This is a genomic window from Shewanella sp. Isolate8 (assembly GCF_022398495.1).
GTDB lineage: Bacteria > Pseudomonadota > Gammaproteobacteria > Enterobacterales > Shewanellaceae > Shewanella > Shewanella aquimarina.
Window position 1 is genome coordinate 854,038 of the sequence record NZ_JAKEVI010000001.1, and the last position, 20,095, is coordinate 874,132.

The window sequence follows — 20,095 nt, forward strand, 5'->3', positions numbered from 1 at the left end:
GTATATGTTATTAAGGTAAATAAAAAATGGATTTTAAAGCTAAAATGGATTTTGCCTATTATGCTAGGTTACAAAACGAAGTAGCCACCAAAAATGTAAAACCAGGCTATCACAAATATGTTTCCGAAGGCATAAGGCTGACTGATGCGGTTGATGACAAGGATTCATTGAAAAAAACGTTACGGTACTTTGAAAAGGCTTTAGCGTTAGCGTCTAAAAATGAATATACAAAGGCTTCTGCATGCCATGAGTTAGGAGTATTTTATTTTACTCATTTTGCGCATTTACCCGGAGCACCTCACTCTAATTTAAATAAAGCGGTTTCATTTTTTTCTCGTGCAATTGAAAGCAAGCAACGACAACAATTTCCAGACAAACATGCATCAAGTTTGTCGCAATTAGGGGCGGCATATCGAAGAGCTGCAAATGAGCATTTGTTTTCTTTAAGCAAGCAGGCTTGCCTAATAAAGTCACAACAGTTACATGAGTCTGCTATTAGGGTATTAGAGGGAGATATCCCGTTATTTTTTCGATTAAATCAGCTTTCTATCGCCTACTATAATTTAGCTGCAACTCTAATCGATGCCGAAAAAGTTGCTGAAGCTTGTGATACTCAAGCTAAGGCTTTCCATTGCTTCATGGGGGCTATTGAGTGGGCTCAAGAAAATGCCCCTCATCTCGGCTTAGAGGGCTCAATGTCCTTAAAACTTGATCAAATATTACCTATGACCTTTGCTCGCTTGTTTCATTTTTCCAACAATGAGGAGCACAAACAGCTTTGTCATTTTATTGGAGAAATAGCACCGTCGTTTGGCCTAGACCCTTTAGATTTTATGAGGGTAAATCCATATTCAGATCTCTCAAATCCTATTGTTGAAATTCAACAACTTGTAATTGAGGCAGAGAGAAGCTGCACTGCTGCTAATATTGAAAAGTTACAAGTAAAGCTACATTCATTGATGGCGAGTAGGCAGTCTACCGAGACGGATCAGGAGTCTGATAGAGTCAGTGTGCTAATTCAACAGGCAAGCTCAGGCTTAGCTCGTATATTAGTAAACAGAGAAGACTATTTACGAGCATTTATCACGCTTGAAAATACCAGTGGAATGCGATTTTGCGAAAGCGCCAGTTCGTGCTGGCTCCATTCTAAAAATCCAGTCAATCAAGTGTTATTGGATGCTTTGAGAAAACTGGGTAGTACGTATTATAGTTTGAATGAACTTGCACTTATGGTTGGTGTTGTGGACAAGGAAAAATTACATCAATCTCTTGCTGAGAGTGCTCATTTACTTAAATCACAAGGCATCCCAAAACTGACTAATATTAATGAGCATGTATTTGATGAAAATCGATATGCAAGAATCGTTGAAATGGCGAGTCAAGCCAGAGACCCAATTAATTATTTACACGAACAAGCAAACTTGTGTTTAGATGATTTCAAAACATTAGGTGAATATACAGACAGATTAGACCCTGATTACTTCAACGCTAGGCAACGTACTTATCAAATTACCTTTGATGATTTAACCGAGGCCGTTCATGCCCATCCCGAGCAAGTACTCGTTAAGATAGATATTGAAGATCACTATGATGATGCTCTGATTATCGTTGTCTATTTGCAAAATGAGGAGATAATTGCTAACGGTTATTCCTTAAACCTACCCCAAAATCTTATTAATAATGTTGCAGCATTTGTGGCTAATAACAAAGAAGCCAATACAGAGTGGGAATTAGATTTTATCGATTGGGCATCTATTATTCCTAACCATTTGGATAAAGTTTCTCTACTACCTTCATTTTTTGCTTCGCATATACCTTGGGTAGCAACTGGTAAAGCGGGAGAGAAGCTGTATCAATTAGTCAGCGAGATCAATTGGCTACCTTCGCTGATATATTTATATCAACAAGTAAAATACTCAGATGAAAAAAGCCAGCGTACTAGCATATGTGGTGGTGACACGTTATTTGAAAAACTCGCGGTGCAAGCCTGTCCAGAAGTTAATGTTACTCAATCTATGGATGACGTTGTTAATCAGTTAACTCACTCTAGTGTTTTTAGTTTCTATGGGCACTGCGAACATAAGCATCCAGACAGACCTTCGTTATTATTTAAAGATTTTGTTATTCGGGACGTTGAGATGCGTTTTGGTGTGAGAGGGGCTGAGCGCATTGAGTTGTGGGCGTGCCAAAGTGGTTCAAACATTCCTCTGCACTTTTTACCCAGCCAAGTGAATGAAGCCTTCGGTATGGATATGAGGATGCTAGAGTATGGCGCTAAAACTGCTATTGGTTCGTTGTGGGCTGTTCCCGAGCTAGTGACGGCACATATTAAGGCTGAATACGATAAGCTCGTTATAAGCGGTTTAGGGGCATCTGAAGCACTGCTTAGCGCTCAATGTTGGTGGGTTGAAAGTGGTGCCGATGAGGAGTTGCGTAAAATCACGGCTGTTGGTGAAAAAGAGTATCTTAAAACGCTTGGTTGCCATTATACCAAAAAACAAGCATTGGAAGCGCTTATGGGTCCAGTGCTTGCGAGTAGTGCTAATAAATCCAAGTTTGATGTAAGTGTTTTGGAGGGTTCATTTAAACATCCTTCAGCTTGGTCAGGCATGCGTTTTTGTGGTTTAAGCGAGCAGCAAAACGTTTTTATTCCTAGAGTAGAGTTGTCTTCGGCTCAAAAGCAGGAGATGAGAGATTTAATTTTAAAAATGAATTTACAGTCAGGCTTTGTAAAAAATGCGTGATAGCGACTTACCCATTACTGATTGGTCTATGATTGGTCGTCAAAACTATGTTGATGAAAATCGATTAGTTATTGAATTGGTCATTGAACAGGCGCTTGAGGAGTTTGAAGAGAAAACAATCTCTGTTACGTTTGGTCATCAAGACACAGCTGTAGATAAGATTATAAACTTATTTTTGCTTAGTCATTTTTGTGTTGAACGGTTGCCAACAGCGATACCCAAAGATATTACATTGTTTAGTGAGTTGTCATTCTGGGTTAGCTTAAAAACAGCAGGGAATGTCAATGCTGGGGGGAAGGCTTATAAGCAAGCTTTCGTTGAAAGCGAGCATGAACTTCCGGATTCTAAAGTCGCTGATATCGATAGGCATGTGCAACCGTTGGCAAGAAACCTGAAAAAACTTAGTAAAAAGGTTGCCCCTGATTTGATTGGTTATTGGCTACAAGCTAATAAAAAACTTTTAAATGAATTAGCTGTATCTGATGATTTATCGTGGGACATCGAAATAGAAAACGAGGTGTCAGCCCCTCAAATAACCCGCTATAAGGTAGATGCCTCCTTTCGGTACTTGTATCAGTTCCTCAATATTAAAGAACACATAAATTCTGTGGAACTCTATGAAAATAAATACTTTGTCAAAGGCCTTAATCGTCCCCAGTATGTCGCAGAACAGTCAGAGACCCATCAAACTAAGCATCAAGTCAGGCAGAAAATTAAGCAAATAATCAATCGATTTCATTCAATCCACACTCAGACAGGTGATAATGATTTTCTAACTCGAGCATTGTTTAAGGCCATTGCCAAAAAAGCAGTGCTTGATGTGTATGAGATAAATAAGAATGAGCCATACTATTCAGATTATGCTCACAAGCTGAAGCAACTAAAAAATAAGCCATCAACAATATTGGAGCAAGTATCATGACATTGGATAAGTTATCACTCGATGAAATGGTCCAAGGTGTAGATAGTTCTGATGAAAACTGGGTTAAGTTGTTACAACATCCAGATGCTGAAAGGGTTTGGGCTGATGCAGTTAAGCGGCGGGAGAGTTTGAATGCGTTTTGCAGTCTAGCGGCAAGATGGCCTGCGATAGTTCATCAATATAAAAAATTAAAATCTTTTACTAAAAAAAGCACCACCTCCCCACAAATTAGTCTTTTTAGTGATAGCTACCAACCATTTAGTGCTGCTTTGAGTAGCAAATCAGATGAAGATCAAGCCTTTTCACTTGACGTTAAATGGGGGGAACAACAGATAGTGGAGCTAGATAAAGACATTCTGATTCAGTTCAATGGGGGCAGGGATATTAATGTCTACTACTCTTTTACTGGCGGTGATGGAGTTATTGGTATGGGTGACTCATGGGCCTTTAAGCTTGACGAGGGGGCTGTATTGCTCACTTTTGTTGAAGGTGAGCGTTTAAGCAATGATTTTGAGTCGATGTTAAGCAATGCAGAATCAGTTGGGAGTGTTGTACTGCTACCGTCAAAATAAAAAGCGAAAAAAAATTAATTAACCTGCGTATAGAAGCACCCATAACAAAAAAGGTGCTTCAAAATGTCAACAAAACAATATGCTTTTCCCTTCACACAACAGTCTGCTCAAGCGAATACAATTTCATCGCTAGTGTGTCGTATAAACGCTAGAGTGTGGCAAAGTTTATCTTCGAATCAACAGGTTCAAACTATGAGCCTGATTAATGAGATTGCATCAGGTAAACCTTATCCGCTTTTAGGTGGTCGAAAGGTTAAATGTAACAACTCTCTAGTTCGTTTTCGTATAGGCCGAAATCATCGACTTATATTGAGCCTTACTTCAACGAATTTCATTTTTCAGCTATTTAACCGACAAAATTATGAGCGAAACTTTAATAAAAAGTTCAGTTCATTAACTGTTGAAGGTTAAGGGGCTGAGTCATGAAATTTATCAATGAAGAAAATAAAAATATTAAAGAATTGGTCATCAACTGGCATATCACAGAAGTGTGCAATTATGACTGCAAGTACTGCTTTGCAAAGTGGGGCCGCCCCAAAGAATTGCATCGTTCTCTTGAGGAAATTGAAAAGCTGCTTGATAACTTAGCTTCATATTTTATCAAAGGCCACTCACCGTTAAAGAGTGAACTCGGTTACGACACTGTACGCCTTAATTTAGCTGGCGGAGAGCCAATGATGCTTGGCAGTACGTTTTTTATTGTACTGATGCTGGCGAAACAAAAAGGCTTTAAAACCTCAATCATTACTAATGGGCATTACCTAATCAATAGCCGCTTAGATTTCCCTAAAAATGTGCTGGATATGGTTGGTATCAGCTTTGATAGTCAGGACTTAAGCGCTCGAAAGGCGATTGGCCGAATTGATCGTAAAGGCAATTCACTGAGCGCTGATGATTTAAAAATTGCGTTAGGGGGTCTAATAGGTACTCAAAAAGGCATCAAAACCAAGATCAATACTGTTGTTAATAGCTTAAATTATGAGGAGGACTTTTCATCACTGATTGGCGAGTTAAAACCTTATAAATGGAAAGTCTTACAAGTGATGCCCTATGGTGATGATGAATTACTGATTTCAGATGACAAATTTAACCAGTTTGTTGAGCGCCACAGTGGTCTGGGGCTCCCAATATTTGCTGAATCGAATTCAACGATGACCGAGTCATATTTGATGATCGACCCTTTGGGACGCTTCTATCAGAACTCAAAAAATGCCAGCGGTTATCAATACAGTAGCAGCATTAATCTGTGTGGTGTAGAAAGTGCGCTTGCACAGATAGCCTTTAATCCTAAAACATTTTTATCAAGATATCGTCCAATTGATATCGATGTTGTTGAGTCTTAGGAGGCCAATGTGAAAAGTGAAACTTGTTTTGGAAAGGCCTCCGGTAAGCCACTAACACAATATTACTCTGAGGAAGAAGCACAAGATGCTGCTTATTTCTCTAAAGAATATTATGGTAATGATTTAAGTCCGTATCATTGCAGTAAATGTGATTTATGGCACCTATCACCCAAAAGTAGACAAACGCCGAGCCAAAAATGCACTCGTTGCACTGGTGGGTATGGCGTCGAAAAAGCATCATATCGCTCTAAAAGCGAGGCGCGTTTACGAGCTGATATCATTTATGATGAACAGGGCGTTAGTTTGCGAGTTTATAAATGCAAGTACGGTTTGGGGTGGCATTTGACTAAGAGTCAATTCTAATCAATTCGCGATAGGTATCGATTAAGCATAGAGCAGCTAGCTCGAAAGAATCTGTAATTTAAACGACGACAATACCAGCTCATCAACTAGTTTTTTGCTCACTAGTTGATGAGTTTGGGTGTTGAGATGATCAAAATTAAGTCCTGTAACTGATTTGTTATCGTCAGAAGATGAAGGTTTTTTGGGCAAGCCCTTTGATGTTGAGTTATCTATGTTATCGAGTAAATGGGCTGGTTTAGATGGATGTTTCATACAAAAAACTTAACAAGATTTGTTGCCAATGAGCTTTCATTATTGTTTGTTATCATTGGCTGAAAGCCCCTTGAAAGCCCCTTGAAAGCCCCTTGAAAGCCCCTTGAAAGCCCCTTGAAAGCCCCTTGAAAGCCCCTTTGTAGCGGCGATTTAATCTGACCTTTCCAGTTGTTAGCTTTAATGCCATTGGCGGCTCATCGAGGTTGTCGAGGAGTGTTGTTTTAGAAGGACCAGATTTCAATTCTAACCCTTGGTAATGCCAAAGTTTCGAGCCGTTCGGTTTAATGCGCAATCTTAAACCATGACCATCGAATAGGTGATATTCCTTATCTCGAGGTTTCGCGTTCTTAACTTCTGTGTCACTTAACTGGGTAGTCTGCTTAGCCATATTAGGTACACCGTAGAGTGTGTGTACCTTCAGTGTACCCGCCGATGTATCTATTGCAACCGGATATAATCGGACTAAAAAAGTCCTTACTGGAAGGGGGTATCGCTAAATGGTTGATTTTACTTTCTTAAAGGCAGAAAAAAAGACGTCCTAGGACGTCTTCGTTTCTGTTATTGGTGGAGGCGGCGGGACTTGAACCCGCGTCCAAAAAGCCTACATCCTCGGCGCTACATGCTTAGTCTTTCTATTGGTTAACCAACAACACTCCGAAAGACAGGATTGTTATTGGCGAGTTCAGTACTGTTTCGCGGTTCACCCCTGAACATGGTTCCCTCGCTATCAAATGTAAAGGTGACCATCTTAATACTCTGCCCATTTGAGAAACGTGAGCAAGATGGCTAGCTAGCCTAAGCTGCTAGAGCGTAGTTATCGTCGTTTGCAACTATAACTGTGCGGCTTTTTACGAGGCCAACCGCCCCTCGGCATGCTCCTAGGGTTTCGTGAATCTTGTCGAATCCAGAATCGCCCCCAGTACAATGTCGATTGTAACCCGCGTCGTCCTCGATTACCAAGGATTAATCACAGGGGTTACTATCGTTTGTTCGTTATCCGTACGTTTTATGCCAGACAAGTCGCTGAATCACAGCGATTATTATCGTGCGGCATGTTTCATGGTACGAGATTTTTCAATTTTCCACTCGCGCTCTTTGGTATCGTCGCGCTTATCGTGCTCTTTCTTACCCTTACCCAGGCCGATTTCGAGCTTTACCCAGGCATTTTTGCGCCAATACATGGAGATAGGCACGATAGAGTAGCCTTGACGCTCGACCAAGCCTTGCAGCTTATCCAGCTCTCTGCGGTTGAGCAGCAGCTTACGATCGCGCATGGGGTCACATACCACGTGAGTCGATGCGGTGTTGAGCGGGGTGATGGTGCATCCGAACAGATAGGCCTCACCATCTCTGAGGAACACATAGCTCTCAGACAGGTTTACTTTTCCGACTCGGATCGATTTCACTTCCCATCCCATCAGGGATAAGCCGGCTTCAAATTTCTCTTCAAATTTATAGTCGAAGTTTGCGCGTTTATTGCGTGCAATCGTCGCCGGTGGGTTCTTTGATTTTTTTGCGTTTTTCTTAGCCATAGGAGGGCTATTATACGCGCGGTTAACCAATTTGGAATTGGCTCGCGTGATTATTTGTTTAATTTGCCTGCGTAAACGGGTCGAGGTGGTGTTTTTTTGAGCTTGGCATGAGTGCTGGGTGAGGTGACCGGTGTTGCCTAGCATGTTAAAATCAATTTTTTGCTTTATGGTGTCAGGCCAAGGTTTCAGGTTAAACAGTCATATGCCCAAGATTTCCCGTAGCGTATTAGTACGCTTTAGTGCCATGCAGATGTACGAGTTAGTCAACGATGTGGAGTCCTATAAGGAGTTTCTGCCGGGGTGTGTTGGCGGTAAGGTACTTGAGTTTGATGGTAAGACCATGGTGGCCTCGGTCGATGTCTCCAAGGCGGGGATCAGCAAGACCTTTACTACACGCAATCAGGTTATTCCTGGTAAGCGAATTGAACTGGCGCTAGAAAATGGCCCCTTTAAGCACCTGCATGGTCAATGGGAGTTTACCGAGTTGACGGAAGATGCCTGTAAGGTGGATTTTGAGCTTAACTTTGAGTTTTCCAGTTCGATAGCGGATTTGGCCTTCGGTAAGGTGTTCAAAGAGCTGATGTCTTCCATGGTGACCGCTTTTACCAGCCGCGCCAAAGTGATTTACAAATAACAGCTTTTTAATCTTCTTAGGATGTAAGATGAGCGATCAAGATAAGTTTGCCGTTGAAGTGATTTATGCACTGCCTACCCAGCAGAAGCGTATCAGTGTCATGGTGTCGCCGGGCACCAGTTGTATCGAGGTGGTAAAGCAGAGCGATATTTGCCGTTTCTTTCCTGAGATCGATCTGGAAAAGGTAAAGCTAGGTATTTTCAGCCGAGCGGTGAAGCATGATGAGGTGCTAGAACCCGGGCAGCGAGTGGAGATCTATCGCCCCTTGATTGCCGATCCCAAAGATGTGCGTCGTCAACGCGCCGAAAAGGCCAAGAGTGAGGGCCGTGCCAACAAGACCACAGGGGCCAAGGTGAGCTAGTCAGGTCTGAGTTTCCTCTGGGATATTATCGAGTGATAAGAAGGCGAGATAAGAAGACGAGATAAGCAGTCAGGCAGGATAGGCTGCAAGGCGTATTAAAGAGTTAAGAATTAAGAAAAAGCCGCTAGATAGTAAAAGGGTCTTAAGCAATGCTTAGGACCCTTTTTTCGTCTGAAAGCCCAGGCGCTTAAACAGGCCTGGCGCTAGTCATAGCCTTTATTCAAACTCTTTAACTTCGTTGAGTTCTTGTGCTTTTTTCTCTTCAACGAGTGGCTTGGTATCCGGGCGCTGCTCTGGGTTCAGCGGAACCAGATCGCCTTTAGGTGCGCCGAGTTCTGGCAGCGTGCTTTGATCCAGCGGCGTGTTAAAGTCGGCGGCCAGTTCATAGTCGCCATCGACGCTAGAAAGCTTGTCATTGGTAAAGTGCAGCACTAGCTCTTTGTGGGTGATGCTGGCATCGCGACCACTCTTGTAGTGATAAACATAGTACCAGGTATCGTCAGAGAAGCTGTCGCGCAGTACGGGGCGGCCCAGGATGTATTCGACCTGCTCTTTGGTCATCTCGATTCTGAGTTTTTCGACCTGTTGCGTCTCCATGTAGTTGCCTTGCGGCACATCTGGCTTATAGATCAGCCAGTCAAATACGCTACATGCGCTTAATGAAAGAGACAGCGCCGCTGCGCCTAATAGAGTAATACTATGTTTTTTGATGGTCATTGAATGCGCTACTTCCCTAAAAATCTGTCGGCCATGATACCCAAGCATTCCCCATGCTGACAAGCGCAATCGCCGTTTTCTGGATCTTGCCTGCGGATCAGCTAAGGCCTTTGTGTTTGGGGCGCCCAAGGGGAGGGCGAGTAGTTCAGACCGACGTGTTAACGATTAGTTTCATCGGCTTGCATGAATTTTGTCCAAATAGTGCGGCCTAAGCCTGGAGCCGTGATAAAAATGGCAGACTAATTAATTGTTAGTATTTGTTTTATCCCGATTTGTGGTAAGTTATTTTGGTTTACACCTTTGTAGCATTGGCTTAATTTGTTTAATTGAAAAAGCTGCAACAAGCCAAGGAGCAAACGGTGGTTGATTACCCGGGCAATGGACGGAAGCATCGATATGGGTGAAGCCTATACAAAAGGCAGTTTGGTTTGCGTAGGCACAGGTTTAAACCTGGGCGGTCAGATAACTGTGCTGAGTAAGAGTTATATCGAGCTGGCCGATGTCGTTTTTTCTTTAGTACCCGATGCCTTCTCCCTCCAGTGGCTGCAGAAGATGAATAGCGATGTTAGATCGCTGCATCGCTATTACGCCCAAGGTGATGAAGTTAAGAGCCGTCGCGATACCTATCAGCAGATGGTTGAGGCGATATTAACCCAAGTCAGGGCGGGTAAGCGGGTGGTTTGTGCCTTATATGGCCATCCTGGTGTCTTTGCCTGCGTGTCTCATATGGCCATTCGCCGGGCGCGGGAAGAAGGTTTCGAGGCCAAGATGGAGCCAGGGATCTCGGCTGAGGCCTGTTTATGGGCCGATGTGGGGATCGACCCGGGGCAGTCTGGGCATCAGAGCTTCGAGGCAAGCCAATTCATGTTTTATTGCCATACGCCGGACCCTGCCACCCATCTGCTGCTGTGGCAGATAGCCATCGCCGGTGAGCACACCCTTACCAAGTTTCACACCAATTCGGATTGCTTACGAGTCTTGGTCGAGCAGCTTAGCGAGTGGTATCCCTTAGACCATGAGGTCATCCTGTATGAAGCGCCCAACTTACCGACTCAGGCGCCTCGAATCGAACGTCTATCACTCAAGGCTCTGCCGGAAGCCAGGTTAAGTCCTATTACTACCCTGTTAATACCACCTGCAGCGCCACTCAGTGTAAATCATAAGGTTTTGGCAAAACTCGGAATTTCAGAAGACTTATTGGGTTAAAAAATGAGACTATGTTTGATTAATCCTAGAGTGGTCAAACTATTGTCTAGCAACTAGTGTTATTACATAACAATGGAGAATGATATGTCTAAGCTAAGCGATTTTTTTCAGAAATTAGGTTCGGATGCCGCGCTGTTAGAGGCTTACAAGGCTGACCCTAAAGGAGTGATGAAGGCCAATGGTCTGACGGATGAGGAGATTCAGGCGGTGTTGTCTGGCGATAAGGCGCGGCTCGATTCGCTTTCGGGCGATACCAGTGAAGTTCAGTCATATCTGATTATCACTAACCCAGATGACAGCAAGTAACCCTTAGTAATTTATATGCATTACCTCAGACTATTCTTGGCTTGTGCCTTTTCGATAGCATTTTGCCCGCTTGCCACCGCGAGTGACGTCGACTATGACGCCGTTATCGATGAGTTAAAGGCCGCGCTGATTGCAGAGCCAGCCAAATCGTCTGAGGTAATTGCCTACCTTAAAGAGAATACTCAGCACTTGAGCCGCGAACAGAGGGCTCGGGTGTTAACCCTCGAGAGTAACAAGGAGATGTTTAACGGCGCCTATGAACGCGCCTTTAATCTACTCATTCAGGCCGAGCAACTGAGCCACTCTCCCGAAATTCAAAATTCCATCTATCTGTATCAAGCCACCGCACTGATCGCCATGAAGAACTATCAGGGGGCACTGGATGCGATGGCGAAGAATCTTGACCGTATCGAACAGATTGATGATGTCACCATCAAGATGACCTCCTACCTGAGGCTCGCCAATCTCTATTTGGATCTTGAGGTCTATGATGAGGTGAAGCGCTACGCCTCACTGGCCTATAGCCTAAGCCGTGATAGTTCACCCAAGGAGCAGTGTTACGCCCAGCTGTTTTTGGCGGCAGGGGAGTTAAAGCTCTCTCAATACAATGAGGCCAAGCAATTATTTGCCGATACCAGAGCCTTCTGTCATGAACATAACATTCCGCTTATTGTCGCCATGGCCGACAAAGGTAAGGGGACGTCGCTCCTTAAATTGGGTGAGTTGCAGCAGGCCGAGAGGCTATTCCAGTCAGCCCTCACCGAATACAAGACATTTAAGTTCCAGTTAGAGATCAACGATGTAAACGCCTTGCTGGCCGAAACCTACTTGATGAAGAAAGAGGTGGACAGTGCCAAGCAATATGCACAACAAGTCATAGACGTACCAGACGATCCTAGCGTCCTCAGCGCGAAGAAGCGTGCCTATAAGGTGATGGCGGATGCCTTATCCGTAGAGGGTGAGTATCAGCAGGCCTATCGTTATCTGGACAAGTATTTGCAGCTGAGTGAAGCCGCTATCGATGAGACCAAGGCGAAGGCCTATGCCTATCAGATGGCTAAGTTTGAGAATGCCGAGAAGGCCCGCGAAATTAAGATGCTGAATCAGGACAGGGCGCTCTATACCGCGCAGCAAAAAGTGGTTGAGCTGGAGAGATATAACGAGAGCATGGCGCTGATGATTGCCATTGGCTGCTCTATCTGCCTCATCATCTTCGGCGCCTCTATGTTTGTGCAGAAGCGCAAATACAAGCGTATCTCGCAACGTGATCCGTTAACCGGCGTATTAAATCGTGGTACGGGACAAGATTTTGCCGAAAACCTGTTTGTCGATGTGCTGGCCCATCGCAACGTGTTTAGTGTGGTGATGTTCGATTTAGACCACTTTAAATCGATTAACGATACCTATGGTCATAGTGCCGGAGACTGGGCGCTGCGTCGCGTGGTGGAAGCCGTTTCACCGAGTCTCAAGGGGCGCGATCTATTTGTGCGTATGGGCGGTGAAGAGTTTGCGATCTTCTTACCTTATACAGATGAACAGGCAGCCTTAAAGGTCGCCAAGCACTGCCGCCTTGCGATAGAGTCTATTCAGACCCGTCCTCACTATAGCGACTTAAGTATCACCGCAAGTTTCGGCGTCTGTACCAGTGTAGAGGATGACCTTAGCCTGGACCCACTCATGAAGCGCGTCGATATCGCCATGTATCAGGCCAAACGCAATGGCCGCAACTGTGTGGTGATGTACCGTCCTGGTATGGCGACCATGTCTGACAAGGCGGCAAACCCGACTAATGGGGCTAACGCCACTAATGCAGTAAATGCATAATGGCTATTTAGTGGCTAGCGTTTAGTTCCCAGTATTAGTGCCCAGTATTAATGCATAGCACTGGCTTATCGTCTTTACTCTTTAAACCCTTGAAGTTATGTGTTTGAATGCGATGCAGCTGAACTCTTGATTGGCCTCTCGTCCTGCTCATTAAATCTAGTTTGAGGCCATCTTACTTGCTTCTCCCGTGATGTATCTCCTACTTAATAGTGCTTTAAGTGACTCTCTTAAGTGGCTCCCTTTGGCATTGGAGCCATCTTAGAGCCGTGGCTTAATCATTTGCCTGTGCCTGTGCCTGTGCCTGTGTCTGTGCGTACGCCCTGGTGTCCACTAATTGCCCGCCTGCTTGCCTTTCATCGTATCGCCCCTCTTTAACTCTTATCTCATGAATCAATCCATATAGGAAAGCACTCGTATCCTGGTTTGAGAATCCAGTCGATATCACTAGGGAATTGTTTTTTTCTGCTTATTTTTAATAGCTTAGGTGGTGGCTTCCTGGCTTCCTGGCTTTAGGCCATAGCTTTTGGGTATTAGCTTTTGGATATTAGCTTTTGGGTTTTAGGCATTAGATTTCCAGCATTATTTTCCAGGCTTTAGTTTCCTTCCTGACAGCTTCTGATGTGGTTTGTGTATCGGATCACTCAGGCAATGAGCCTTAGGAGGGCAAGTCGGCCTGTTAAGGGAGTAGAGCTTGGCACGAATGATGAATGACTATTTTGGGGTAAGTATGCAATTTATTCGGTTTTTTTGGATTTTTTTTGCATCAAACCAAAAAAAATCGTGATGTTGATCGACAAACGTTACCGATTTGTGACAAGTCATTGCGTTTGCCTCGTCTTGCGTTTACGTAAACGTCAAATTAAAACACTTGTTTGATTTTTGTTTGTTCTGTGAGCCAGGTAATTCACTGAATATTAATGGTTTATTATGGTTTACTCACAAGGAAAGCAAAACGAACGGCTCTAAATTCTAACAGGCTTTAAGCTTGATTGTGTGTACCGTTAATCTTACTTGGTGTAATTAAATTACGTAATAACTTTCTTTGGTTGGTTGTTGGTTAATTTGTCTGACAAGTTTAAGGTTCTGTTGTTTTTAATGTTGGCGCAAGAATATTAAGTAAATAAAAATCAATGGTTAATGTGTGATTTATGATTTTGGTCTTACCAATTCTTTGTGATGTAATTCCGGTCTTTTAGCTGTTTTTCTCGCCAGTTGTATTGTTGCAATCCCAACAGTTTGTTAGTAGGTTTTGTTCAAAACGTACATTTGTAACCCCTTGCTGGTGTTTCAAGCTGTATGGCCTGCACTAGAGGCGTGGCAAGCCCTATTTTGTGGACTGGATGAATTGAAATTAACGGTAAGTGAGCGCTTGGGAGATATCGGGATGACTGAACAGGTAATGAATAAACATCAGCTAGATACGGGATTGTCTATCCTGGGGGCGACAGTACCAGGGCAAGAGATAGTGCTTAATGAAGGCGCGCTTAGCTTGCTTGAAGTCTTATGTGATCAGTTTGCGGCAGAGGTGCCAAATCTGCTCGACATGCGTAAGCAGAAGCAGGCATCGATCGATAACGGTGCCTTGCCGGACTTCTTACCCGAGACCCGTGCCATAAGAGACGGCGACTGGCAGATCCGCGGTATCCCGCAAGATCTACAGGACAGACGCGTCGAGATCACCGGGCCTGTGGACCGCAAGATGATCATTAACGCCCTCAATGCCAACGTTAAAGTCTTTATGGCCGACTTTGAAGATTCATTGGCCCCAAGCTGGACTAAGGTGATCCAGGGACAGATTAACCTGCGTGATGCGGTGCGTGGCGAGATTGAATATACCGCCCCCGAAACAGGCAAGCATTACACCCTTAATGATGACCCCGCGGTGCTTATCGCTCGCGTTCGCGGCCTGCATCTTAAGGAGAAGCATGTGGCCTTCAATGGCGAGGCGATCCCTGGCGCGCTGTTCGATTTCTGCCTCTACTTCTACCACAACTATCGTCAATTGCTGGAGAAGGGCAGCGGACCTTATTTCTACATCCCTAAACTCGAGAGTCATGTGGAGGCACGCTGGTGGGCCAAGGTGTTTGCCTTTGTGGAAGAACGTTTCTGTCTGACGCCGGGCACCATTAAGTGTACCTGTCTCATCGAGACACTACCGGCGGTGTTCGAGATGGAGGAGATCCTCTATGAACTGCGCTCTAACATAGTGGCGCTCAACTGTGGCCGCTGGGATTACATCTTCAGCTACATCAAGACATTGAAGAAACATAGCGATCGCATCTTGCCCGACCGTCAGGCTGTCACCATGGATAAGCCGTTCCTGAGTGCCTACTCGCGCCTACTGATTAAGACCTGTCACAAGCGCGGCGCCCTGGCGATGGGAGGCATGGCGGCCTTTATTCCTGCCAAAGACGCGGCGCAAAACGAGGCTGTGCTGGTTAAGGTTCGCGGCGATAAAGAGCTCGAGGCGCGTAATGGCCACGACGGAACCTGGGTAGCGCATCCAGGTCTGGCGGACACTGCCATGGGGATCTTCAACGAGTATATAGGTGAGGATCACGTCAACCAGCTGCACATCACTCGTGATGTCGATGCGCCAATCCAGGCAAGGGATCTCCTCATGCCTTGCGAAGGCGAACGTACCGAGTCGGGTATGCGCCTCAATATCCGTATCGCACTGCAATATATCGAGGCCTGGATCCGCGGCAACGGCTGTGTACCCATCTATGGCCTGATGGAAGATGCGGCGACGGCAGAGATTTCGCGCACCTCTATCTGGCAGTGGATCCAACATGAACAGAAGCTCTCAAACGGCAAGCTGGTCACCAAGGAGCTGTTTAAAGAGATGCTGGTCGAAGAGCTGGCCAACGTCAAACTCGAGGTGGGACCAGATCGCTTTACCCACGGCAGCTTTACTCAAGCGGCAGTCCTGCTGGAAGAGATCACCACCTCTGATGAGCTGGTGGATTTCCTCACCCTGCCTGGCTACGAGATATTGACCCAGGGCGACAATGCTTAACGCGATGATTTTATAAATGAAAGGGTAATACCCAAAACCTATTTAGCGCCTTTGAATGTGAGTGGTATTGAGGGAGCTGGATGCTAACACCTGAGATGGAGAAGATTATGACTAAGGCAACTACACAGATTTCACGTCAAGAACAGATTGATGCGATTAAACAAGATTGGGCTGAAAATCCACGTTGGGCCGGCGTTCGTCGCCCCTATTCAGCAGAGGACGTAGTGGCCTTACGCGGTTCGATTGTCCCGGAAAATACCCTGGCAACTCGCGGTGCGGAAAAACTATGGCAGCTGGTTAACGGCGGCGCTAAGAAAGGCTATGTCAATTCACTGGGTGCCCTCACAGGTGGTCAGGCGGTACAGCAGGCTAAGGCGGGAATCGAGGCCATCTATCTGTCGGGCTGGCAAGTGGCCGCCGATGCTAACCTGGCGGGCACCATGTATCCGGACCAGTCTCTCTATCCGGCAAACTCAGTACCTGCAGTGGTTCAGCGCATTAATAACTCGTTCCGCCGCGCCGATCAGATCCAGTGGAGCAACCAGGTTGACCCACAAGATGAGGCCTACACCGACTACTTCCTGCCTATCGTAGCCGATGCAGAAGCGGGTTTCGGCGGTGTGCTTAATGCCTATGAGTTGATGAAGAACATGATCGACGCTGGCGCCGCCGGTGTGCACTTTGAAGATCAGCTGGCCTCGGTGAAGAAGTGTGGTCACATGGGCGGTAAGGTACTGGTACCGACTCAAGAAGCGGTACAGAAGCTGGTATCTGCGCGTCTGGCGGCCGACGTGAGCGGCGTACCGACTCTGGTTATCGCCCGTACCGATGCAAACGCTGCGGATCTGCTGACCTCTGACTGCGACCCATACGATCGCGACTTCATCACCGGCGAGCGTACTTCTGAAGGTTTCTACCGTGTAAATGCCGGTATCGACCAGGCTATCTCTCGCGGTCTGGCCTACGCACCGTACGCCGACCTAATCTGGTGTGAGACTGCCAAGCCTGATCTGGAAGAGGCGCGCCGCTTTGCCGAGGCGATTCACGCACAATACCCAGACCAGCTGCTGGCCTATAACTGTTCACCGTCTTTCAACTGGAAGAAGAACCTGGACGATGCCACCATCGCCCGCTTCCAGCAGGAGCTGTCGGACATGGGTTATAAGTACCAGTTCATCACCTTAGCCGGTATTCACAACATGTGGTACAACATGTTCGACCTCGCCTATGACTATGCGCGCGGTGAAGGCATGAAGCACTATGTTGAGAAGGTACAGGAAGTTGAATTTGCGGCGGCGAAGAAGGGTTACACCTTCGTGGCACACCAGCAAGAGGTGGGTACAGGCTACTTCGATAAGGTGACCAATGTGATCCAGGGCGGTGAGTCTTCGGTTACGGCGCTGACAGGCTCGACCGAAGAGGAGCAGTTCTAAAGTTTCGACTTGCTGTCCTTTAGCAGCGGTTGTTCCTCGCACCGTGTTCCTACGTGCGGTGCGAGGTTTTTCTTTCTTTTCCAAATTGTTATTTTTGCTTGCCTTGGCGGTCCCTCTTGAGCCGCCTTTTTTATTTTCTTCTTATCTTTTGAGCCCGCTCGTCGATATAAAGGTGAAATCCTCGCCATGTGGATCGGGTATAGGTGATAAACGTGATTTGCCTCTGGCGACAGATGTAATTGTTATGTTATAAGTTTTTCTGCCTATAATTCATCAAAGACGGCGCCAGATAACTTAGCGCTATCCTTATTTCTTCATATAAAGAGTAGATAAGCATTGAACACTGCTATGTCAGGAAAAGGTGCAGAGTACTGGACCAAACGCATCAGCGAACAGGAGATGCCGGCACTTAGCTCGACGGTGAAGACCCTAGAGAAGCTTGCCAAAGACGATGTTTCCTCCCTGGCGATACTCGGCCGCAGCGTGATGCATGATAACGCGCTGACCTCGCGAATTCTTAAGGTGGCCAACAGCGCCATCTATAACAAGGGGATCTCCCACGTTACGACCGTGAGCCGCGCGGCCGTCGTTCTGGGCTTCGATACCATACGTAATATCTGTATTACCGCTAAGCTCCTCAGCAGCCTTTTAGAAAACAAAGGGTTATCAGAGGATGTCTACCAGAGGCTACTTACCCTGATGGCCAGAGCCTTCCAGGCAGCCATGCTGGCCAAGATGATGCTTAAAGATCACGACGAAGAGCTGCAGGAAGAGGTGTTTATCGCCGCGCTGCTCTATCACCTGGGAGAGAGTGCCTTTTGGAGCATGGGCGGTGAAACGACAGAGCAGCTCAATGCACGTCTCAATAAGGTGGACGAAAAGGAAGCCAGCGCCGTGGTCAGAGAGGTGCTGGGAACCTCCTTTACCCAGCTCTCCATGGGTATCGCCAAAAACTGGGGCCTAGGTGAGGTATTGGTGAAGTCCTTGTCGAATCCCAATGAGCGCACTCCCGAGATCCGCTCCATCTATCTTGCCAATAAGATCAGCGAGTTGATGGCGAGCGACAGCAAAGATATTACCGAGCTGAACCACCGTATCAAGCAGGCCGCAGACATGCTGGACCTCGAGGTGGATGAGTTTAAGGGGCGGATGATCCAGTGTAGCCATGCCACCCGAAAGCTGGCCGATACTTATGGTGCCAAGGTACTCGTGGCCTTCCTGCCCGATACCCATCAGCTGACGCTGGCGGCGGAGCCAGAGGATGAGCCAGTTAAGGTTCGCGAGTTTAATGTCGAGCTGCAGCTGAAGAAGCTTAGGGAGCTCACAGATTGCGCCATCAATAAGGCGAACTTTAATGAGGTGATAACCATTACCCTCAGCGGCCTGCTCGATGGCATAGGCATGGATCGCTGCGCCGTCATGCTACTCTCGCCAAACCGTAAGCGCCTGCAACCTAGGGTGGTGGTTGGTGAGAACAGCGACAAGATGAAGAATGAATTTGTCGTCGAGCTCAATCATGATAAGAATGTGTTTGGCGAGAGCGTCGATCTCAAGAAGCCGTTGTTTATCGATAACCCAGGCTCGGAAAAGTGGCGCCTCTATACCGACGAAGCGCTCAGGCGCCATACCTCGCCAATGGGCTTCATGTTGGCGCCGATATTGGTGGATAACAAGGTGATTGGCCTGTTATATGCCGACAGGCACAGCTCAGAGCGCAAGCTGGTTGATGCGGATTTCGACCGTTTTACCCATTTCGCTCAGCTGACCAATCTCTGCCTCTCTGTCTCGGTGCACTAGGGCCTGTTGACCTTTTGAGAACAAATTTTGTTCTAATTGAGCACGTTCAAATCGAGGCAGGAGGCTTGGAGTATAGTTATTCTATATAAAAGCCGAGTCACAAAGAGTTGAACGTGCTCAAGACGAACCCTGCGGGCAGCGTCTGTATCATTTTTCTACTGCGTTATCGCTCATTGATGTAGTGCACTACATTACAATCGCTCTGCCTTGTATAAAATCGATACAGAATGCTGCAAAAATGAATGCGAAAGATAAACAGGCCCTGGGGCCTTTTACCTATCAGCTTTCTGTTTGCTTTTAGATTCGTTCAATCTAAGCGGTTTTGCTCGATGCAAGTGCAATGAAGCCATTCATATAGTCGTACTATGTGAATGGCGAGCAGCAAAGGGCTAGCGGCGCCTAGCTGCCCCTAGGGCAGCCTCTATCGGCCATTTTTACTGCATCATCCCCGTATACTGCGTCATTGCGTTTACTACATTATCGCCTGTTTGTGTTGACTCACTGCATGGCACAGGCGCTGCCTTGTATCCATCACCTACAAACCGCAGCAAAACCCAAACCGCAAGGTCAACAGGCCCTAGCTCTATTTGCTTTTGCTGGCGGCGCTGATCTGCGCCGTGATCCGCTTGGCCATGGCGTTAGGGATAGGAAAACTCAGGTGGTATTGCAATATCTTCCAGCCTTGTGGGGTGAGGACCAGGGTGCCTGTGCCGCGGCAGTTGCCGTAGGACTTACTGCTTAAGTGCTCATCGAAGACTATCACGTCGCCGTGTTGCTGGAGCTGTCTGGAAACCAGGGTGTAGTGCCAGCCTTTTGTCGGGCGGGCATAGGCGGAAAATTCCTGCATGTTCCAGTTTTCCGTGGCATCGGTACCGATAAAGTGGGCATTCTCGGTATAGAGGGCGAAGTAGTTGTCCCAATCGGCGCTGGCGGCGTAGCCGTGTAGCTTGTCTAAGGTCTGAGTCGCCTCTAGCGGGATCTCGGCCCGGCAAATGCCGCTCAGCAGTAGGGCGCAGCCTGCAAGTATCCAGGTCAGCGAGTGATGTCTGACGGCCATGGTGTTCTCCTTT

At 46.4% G+C, this 20,095-nt stretch carries 16 protein-coding genes, 1 other RNA gene and 1 pseudogene; 13 read left to right on the plus strand and 5 right to left on the minus strand.

What is annotated here, in order from left to right; all coding sequences use genetic code 11:
• Positions 1–26 precede the first annotated feature (26 nt).
• From L1D43_RS03690 to L1D43_RS03710, 5 genes are all read left to right on the plus strand, one after another.
• Positions 27–2,744, plus strand: coding sequence for a CHAT domain-containing protein (locus L1D43_RS03690; protein WP_239849993.1), 2,718 nt, complete (start codon positions 27–29; stop codon positions 2,742–2,744).
• Positions 2,737–3,666: a hypothetical protein gene (locus L1D43_RS03695; protein ID WP_239849994.1), complete on the plus strand. Its 930-nt coding sequence runs from the start codon at positions 2,737–2,739 to the stop codon at positions 3,664–3,666. The genes L1D43_RS03690 and L1D43_RS03695 overlap by 8 nt, the downstream gene beginning before the upstream one ends.
• Positions 3,663–4,238, plus strand: a complete 576-nt coding sequence (locus tag L1D43_RS03700) for a hypothetical protein (protein WP_239849995.1) — start codon at positions 3,663–3,665, stop codon at positions 4,236–4,238. Before L1D43_RS03695 ends, L1D43_RS03700 begins: the two co-directional genes overlap by 4 nt.
• Before the next feature lie 422 nt (positions 4,239–4,660).
• Positions 4,661–5,581 carry a viperin family antiviral radical SAM protein gene (locus tag L1D43_RS03705; protein WP_239849996.1) on the plus strand — a complete coding sequence of 307 codons (921 nt, stop codon included), beginning with the start codon at positions 4,661–4,663 and terminating at the stop codon, positions 5,579–5,581.
• Positions 5,582–5,590: 9 nt separating this feature from the next.
• Positions 5,591–5,944 (plus strand): hypothetical protein, encoded by a 354-nt coding sequence (locus L1D43_RS03710; RefSeq protein WP_239849997.1) that lies wholly within the window; start codon positions 5,591–5,593, stop codon positions 5,942–5,944.
• Positions 5,945–6,455: 511 nt separating this feature from the next.
• Here L1D43_RS03710 and L1D43_RS03715 read toward each other — a convergent pair.
• From L1D43_RS03715 to smpB, 3 genes and pseudogenes are all read right to left on the minus strand, one after another.
• Positions 6,456–6,584: pseudogene (locus L1D43_RS03715) on the minus strand (integrase arm-type DNA-binding domain-containing protein); the annotation flags it as partial.
• A gap of 174 nt (positions 6,585–6,758) precedes the next feature.
• Positions 6,759–7,114, minus strand: a transfer-messenger RNA (tmRNA) gene (gene ssrA, locus L1D43_RS03720).
• Positions 7,115–7,236: 122 nt separating this feature from the next.
• Positions 7,237–7,728, minus strand: a complete 492-nt coding sequence (gene smpB, locus L1D43_RS03725; protein ID WP_011865070.1) for an SsrA-binding protein SmpB — start codon at positions 7,726–7,728, stop codon at positions 7,237–7,239.
• A gap of 202 nt (positions 7,729–7,930) precedes the next feature.
• On the opposite strand from smpB, the gene L1D43_RS03730 reads away from it, so the two are divergent.
• Positions 7,931–8,362 (plus strand): SRPBCC family protein, encoded by a 432-nt coding sequence (locus L1D43_RS03730; protein WP_011865071.1) that lies wholly within the window; start codon positions 7,931–7,933, stop codon positions 8,360–8,362.
• A gap of 28 nt (positions 8,363–8,390) precedes the next feature.
• Entirely contained in the window at positions 8,391–8,723 is a 333-nt protein-coding gene (locus L1D43_RS03735) for an RnfH family protein (protein WP_239849998.1), read from the plus strand.
• Between the two features lie 216 nt (positions 8,724–8,939).
• Here L1D43_RS03735 and L1D43_RS03740 read toward each other — a convergent pair whose 3' ends face one another.
• The gene (locus L1D43_RS03740) at positions 8,940–9,440 is read right to left on the minus strand and encodes an outer membrane protein assembly factor BamE (RefSeq protein WP_239849999.1); all 501 of its coding nucleotides are present in this window, start codon (positions 9,438–9,440) and stop codon (positions 8,940–8,942) included.
• Between the two features lie 378 nt (positions 9,441–9,818).
• Here L1D43_RS03740 and L1D43_RS03745 point away from each other — a divergent pair, with 378 nt between their 5' ends.
• The 6 genes from L1D43_RS03745 to L1D43_RS03770 all read left to right on the plus strand — a co-directional run bounded on the left by L1D43_RS03745 (position 9,819) and on the right by L1D43_RS03770 (position 19,025).
• On the plus strand, positions 9,819–10,646 hold the full coding sequence (locus L1D43_RS03745; RefSeq protein WP_239850000.1) for an SAM-dependent methyltransferase: 828 nt from the start codon (positions 9,819–9,821) through the stop codon (positions 10,644–10,646).
• Between the two features lie 84 nt (positions 10,647–10,730).
• Complete coding sequence (locus L1D43_RS03750) at positions 10,731–10,952, plus strand: hypothetical protein (RefSeq protein ID WP_239850001.1); 222 nt, start codon at positions 10,731–10,733, stop codon at positions 10,950–10,952.
• A gap of 15 nt (positions 10,953–10,967) precedes the next feature.
• Complete coding sequence (locus L1D43_RS03755; RefSeq protein WP_239850002.1) at positions 10,968–12,776, plus strand: diguanylate cyclase; 1,809 nt, start codon at positions 10,968–10,970, stop codon at positions 12,774–12,776.
• A 1,384-nt stretch (positions 12,777–14,160) separates the two neighbouring features.
• The gene (gene aceB / locus L1D43_RS03760; RefSeq protein ID WP_041510530.1) at positions 14,161–15,795 is read left to right on the plus strand and encodes a malate synthase A; all 1,635 of its coding nucleotides are present in this window, start codon (positions 14,161–14,163) and stop codon (positions 15,793–15,795) included.
• Positions 15,796–15,902: 107 nt separating this feature from the next.
• Positions 15,903–17,228: an isocitrate lyase gene (gene aceA / locus L1D43_RS03765; protein WP_239850003.1), complete on the plus strand. Its 1,326-nt coding sequence runs from the start codon at positions 15,903–15,905 to the stop codon at positions 17,226–17,228.
• Positions 17,229–17,576: 348 nt separating this feature from the next.
• Positions 17,577–19,025, plus strand: a complete 1,449-nt coding sequence (locus tag L1D43_RS03770) for an HDOD domain-containing protein (RefSeq protein ID WP_239850004.1) — start codon at positions 17,577–17,579, stop codon at positions 19,023–19,025.
• A gap of 583 nt (positions 19,026–19,608) precedes the next feature.
• On the opposite strand, the gene L1D43_RS03775 is transcribed toward L1D43_RS03770, so the two are convergent.
• Positions 19,609–20,082, minus strand: coding sequence for a nuclear transport factor 2 family protein (locus L1D43_RS03775; RefSeq protein ID WP_239850005.1), 474 nt, complete (start codon positions 20,080–20,082; stop codon positions 19,609–19,611).
• Positions 20,083–20,095 lie beyond the last annotated feature (13 nt).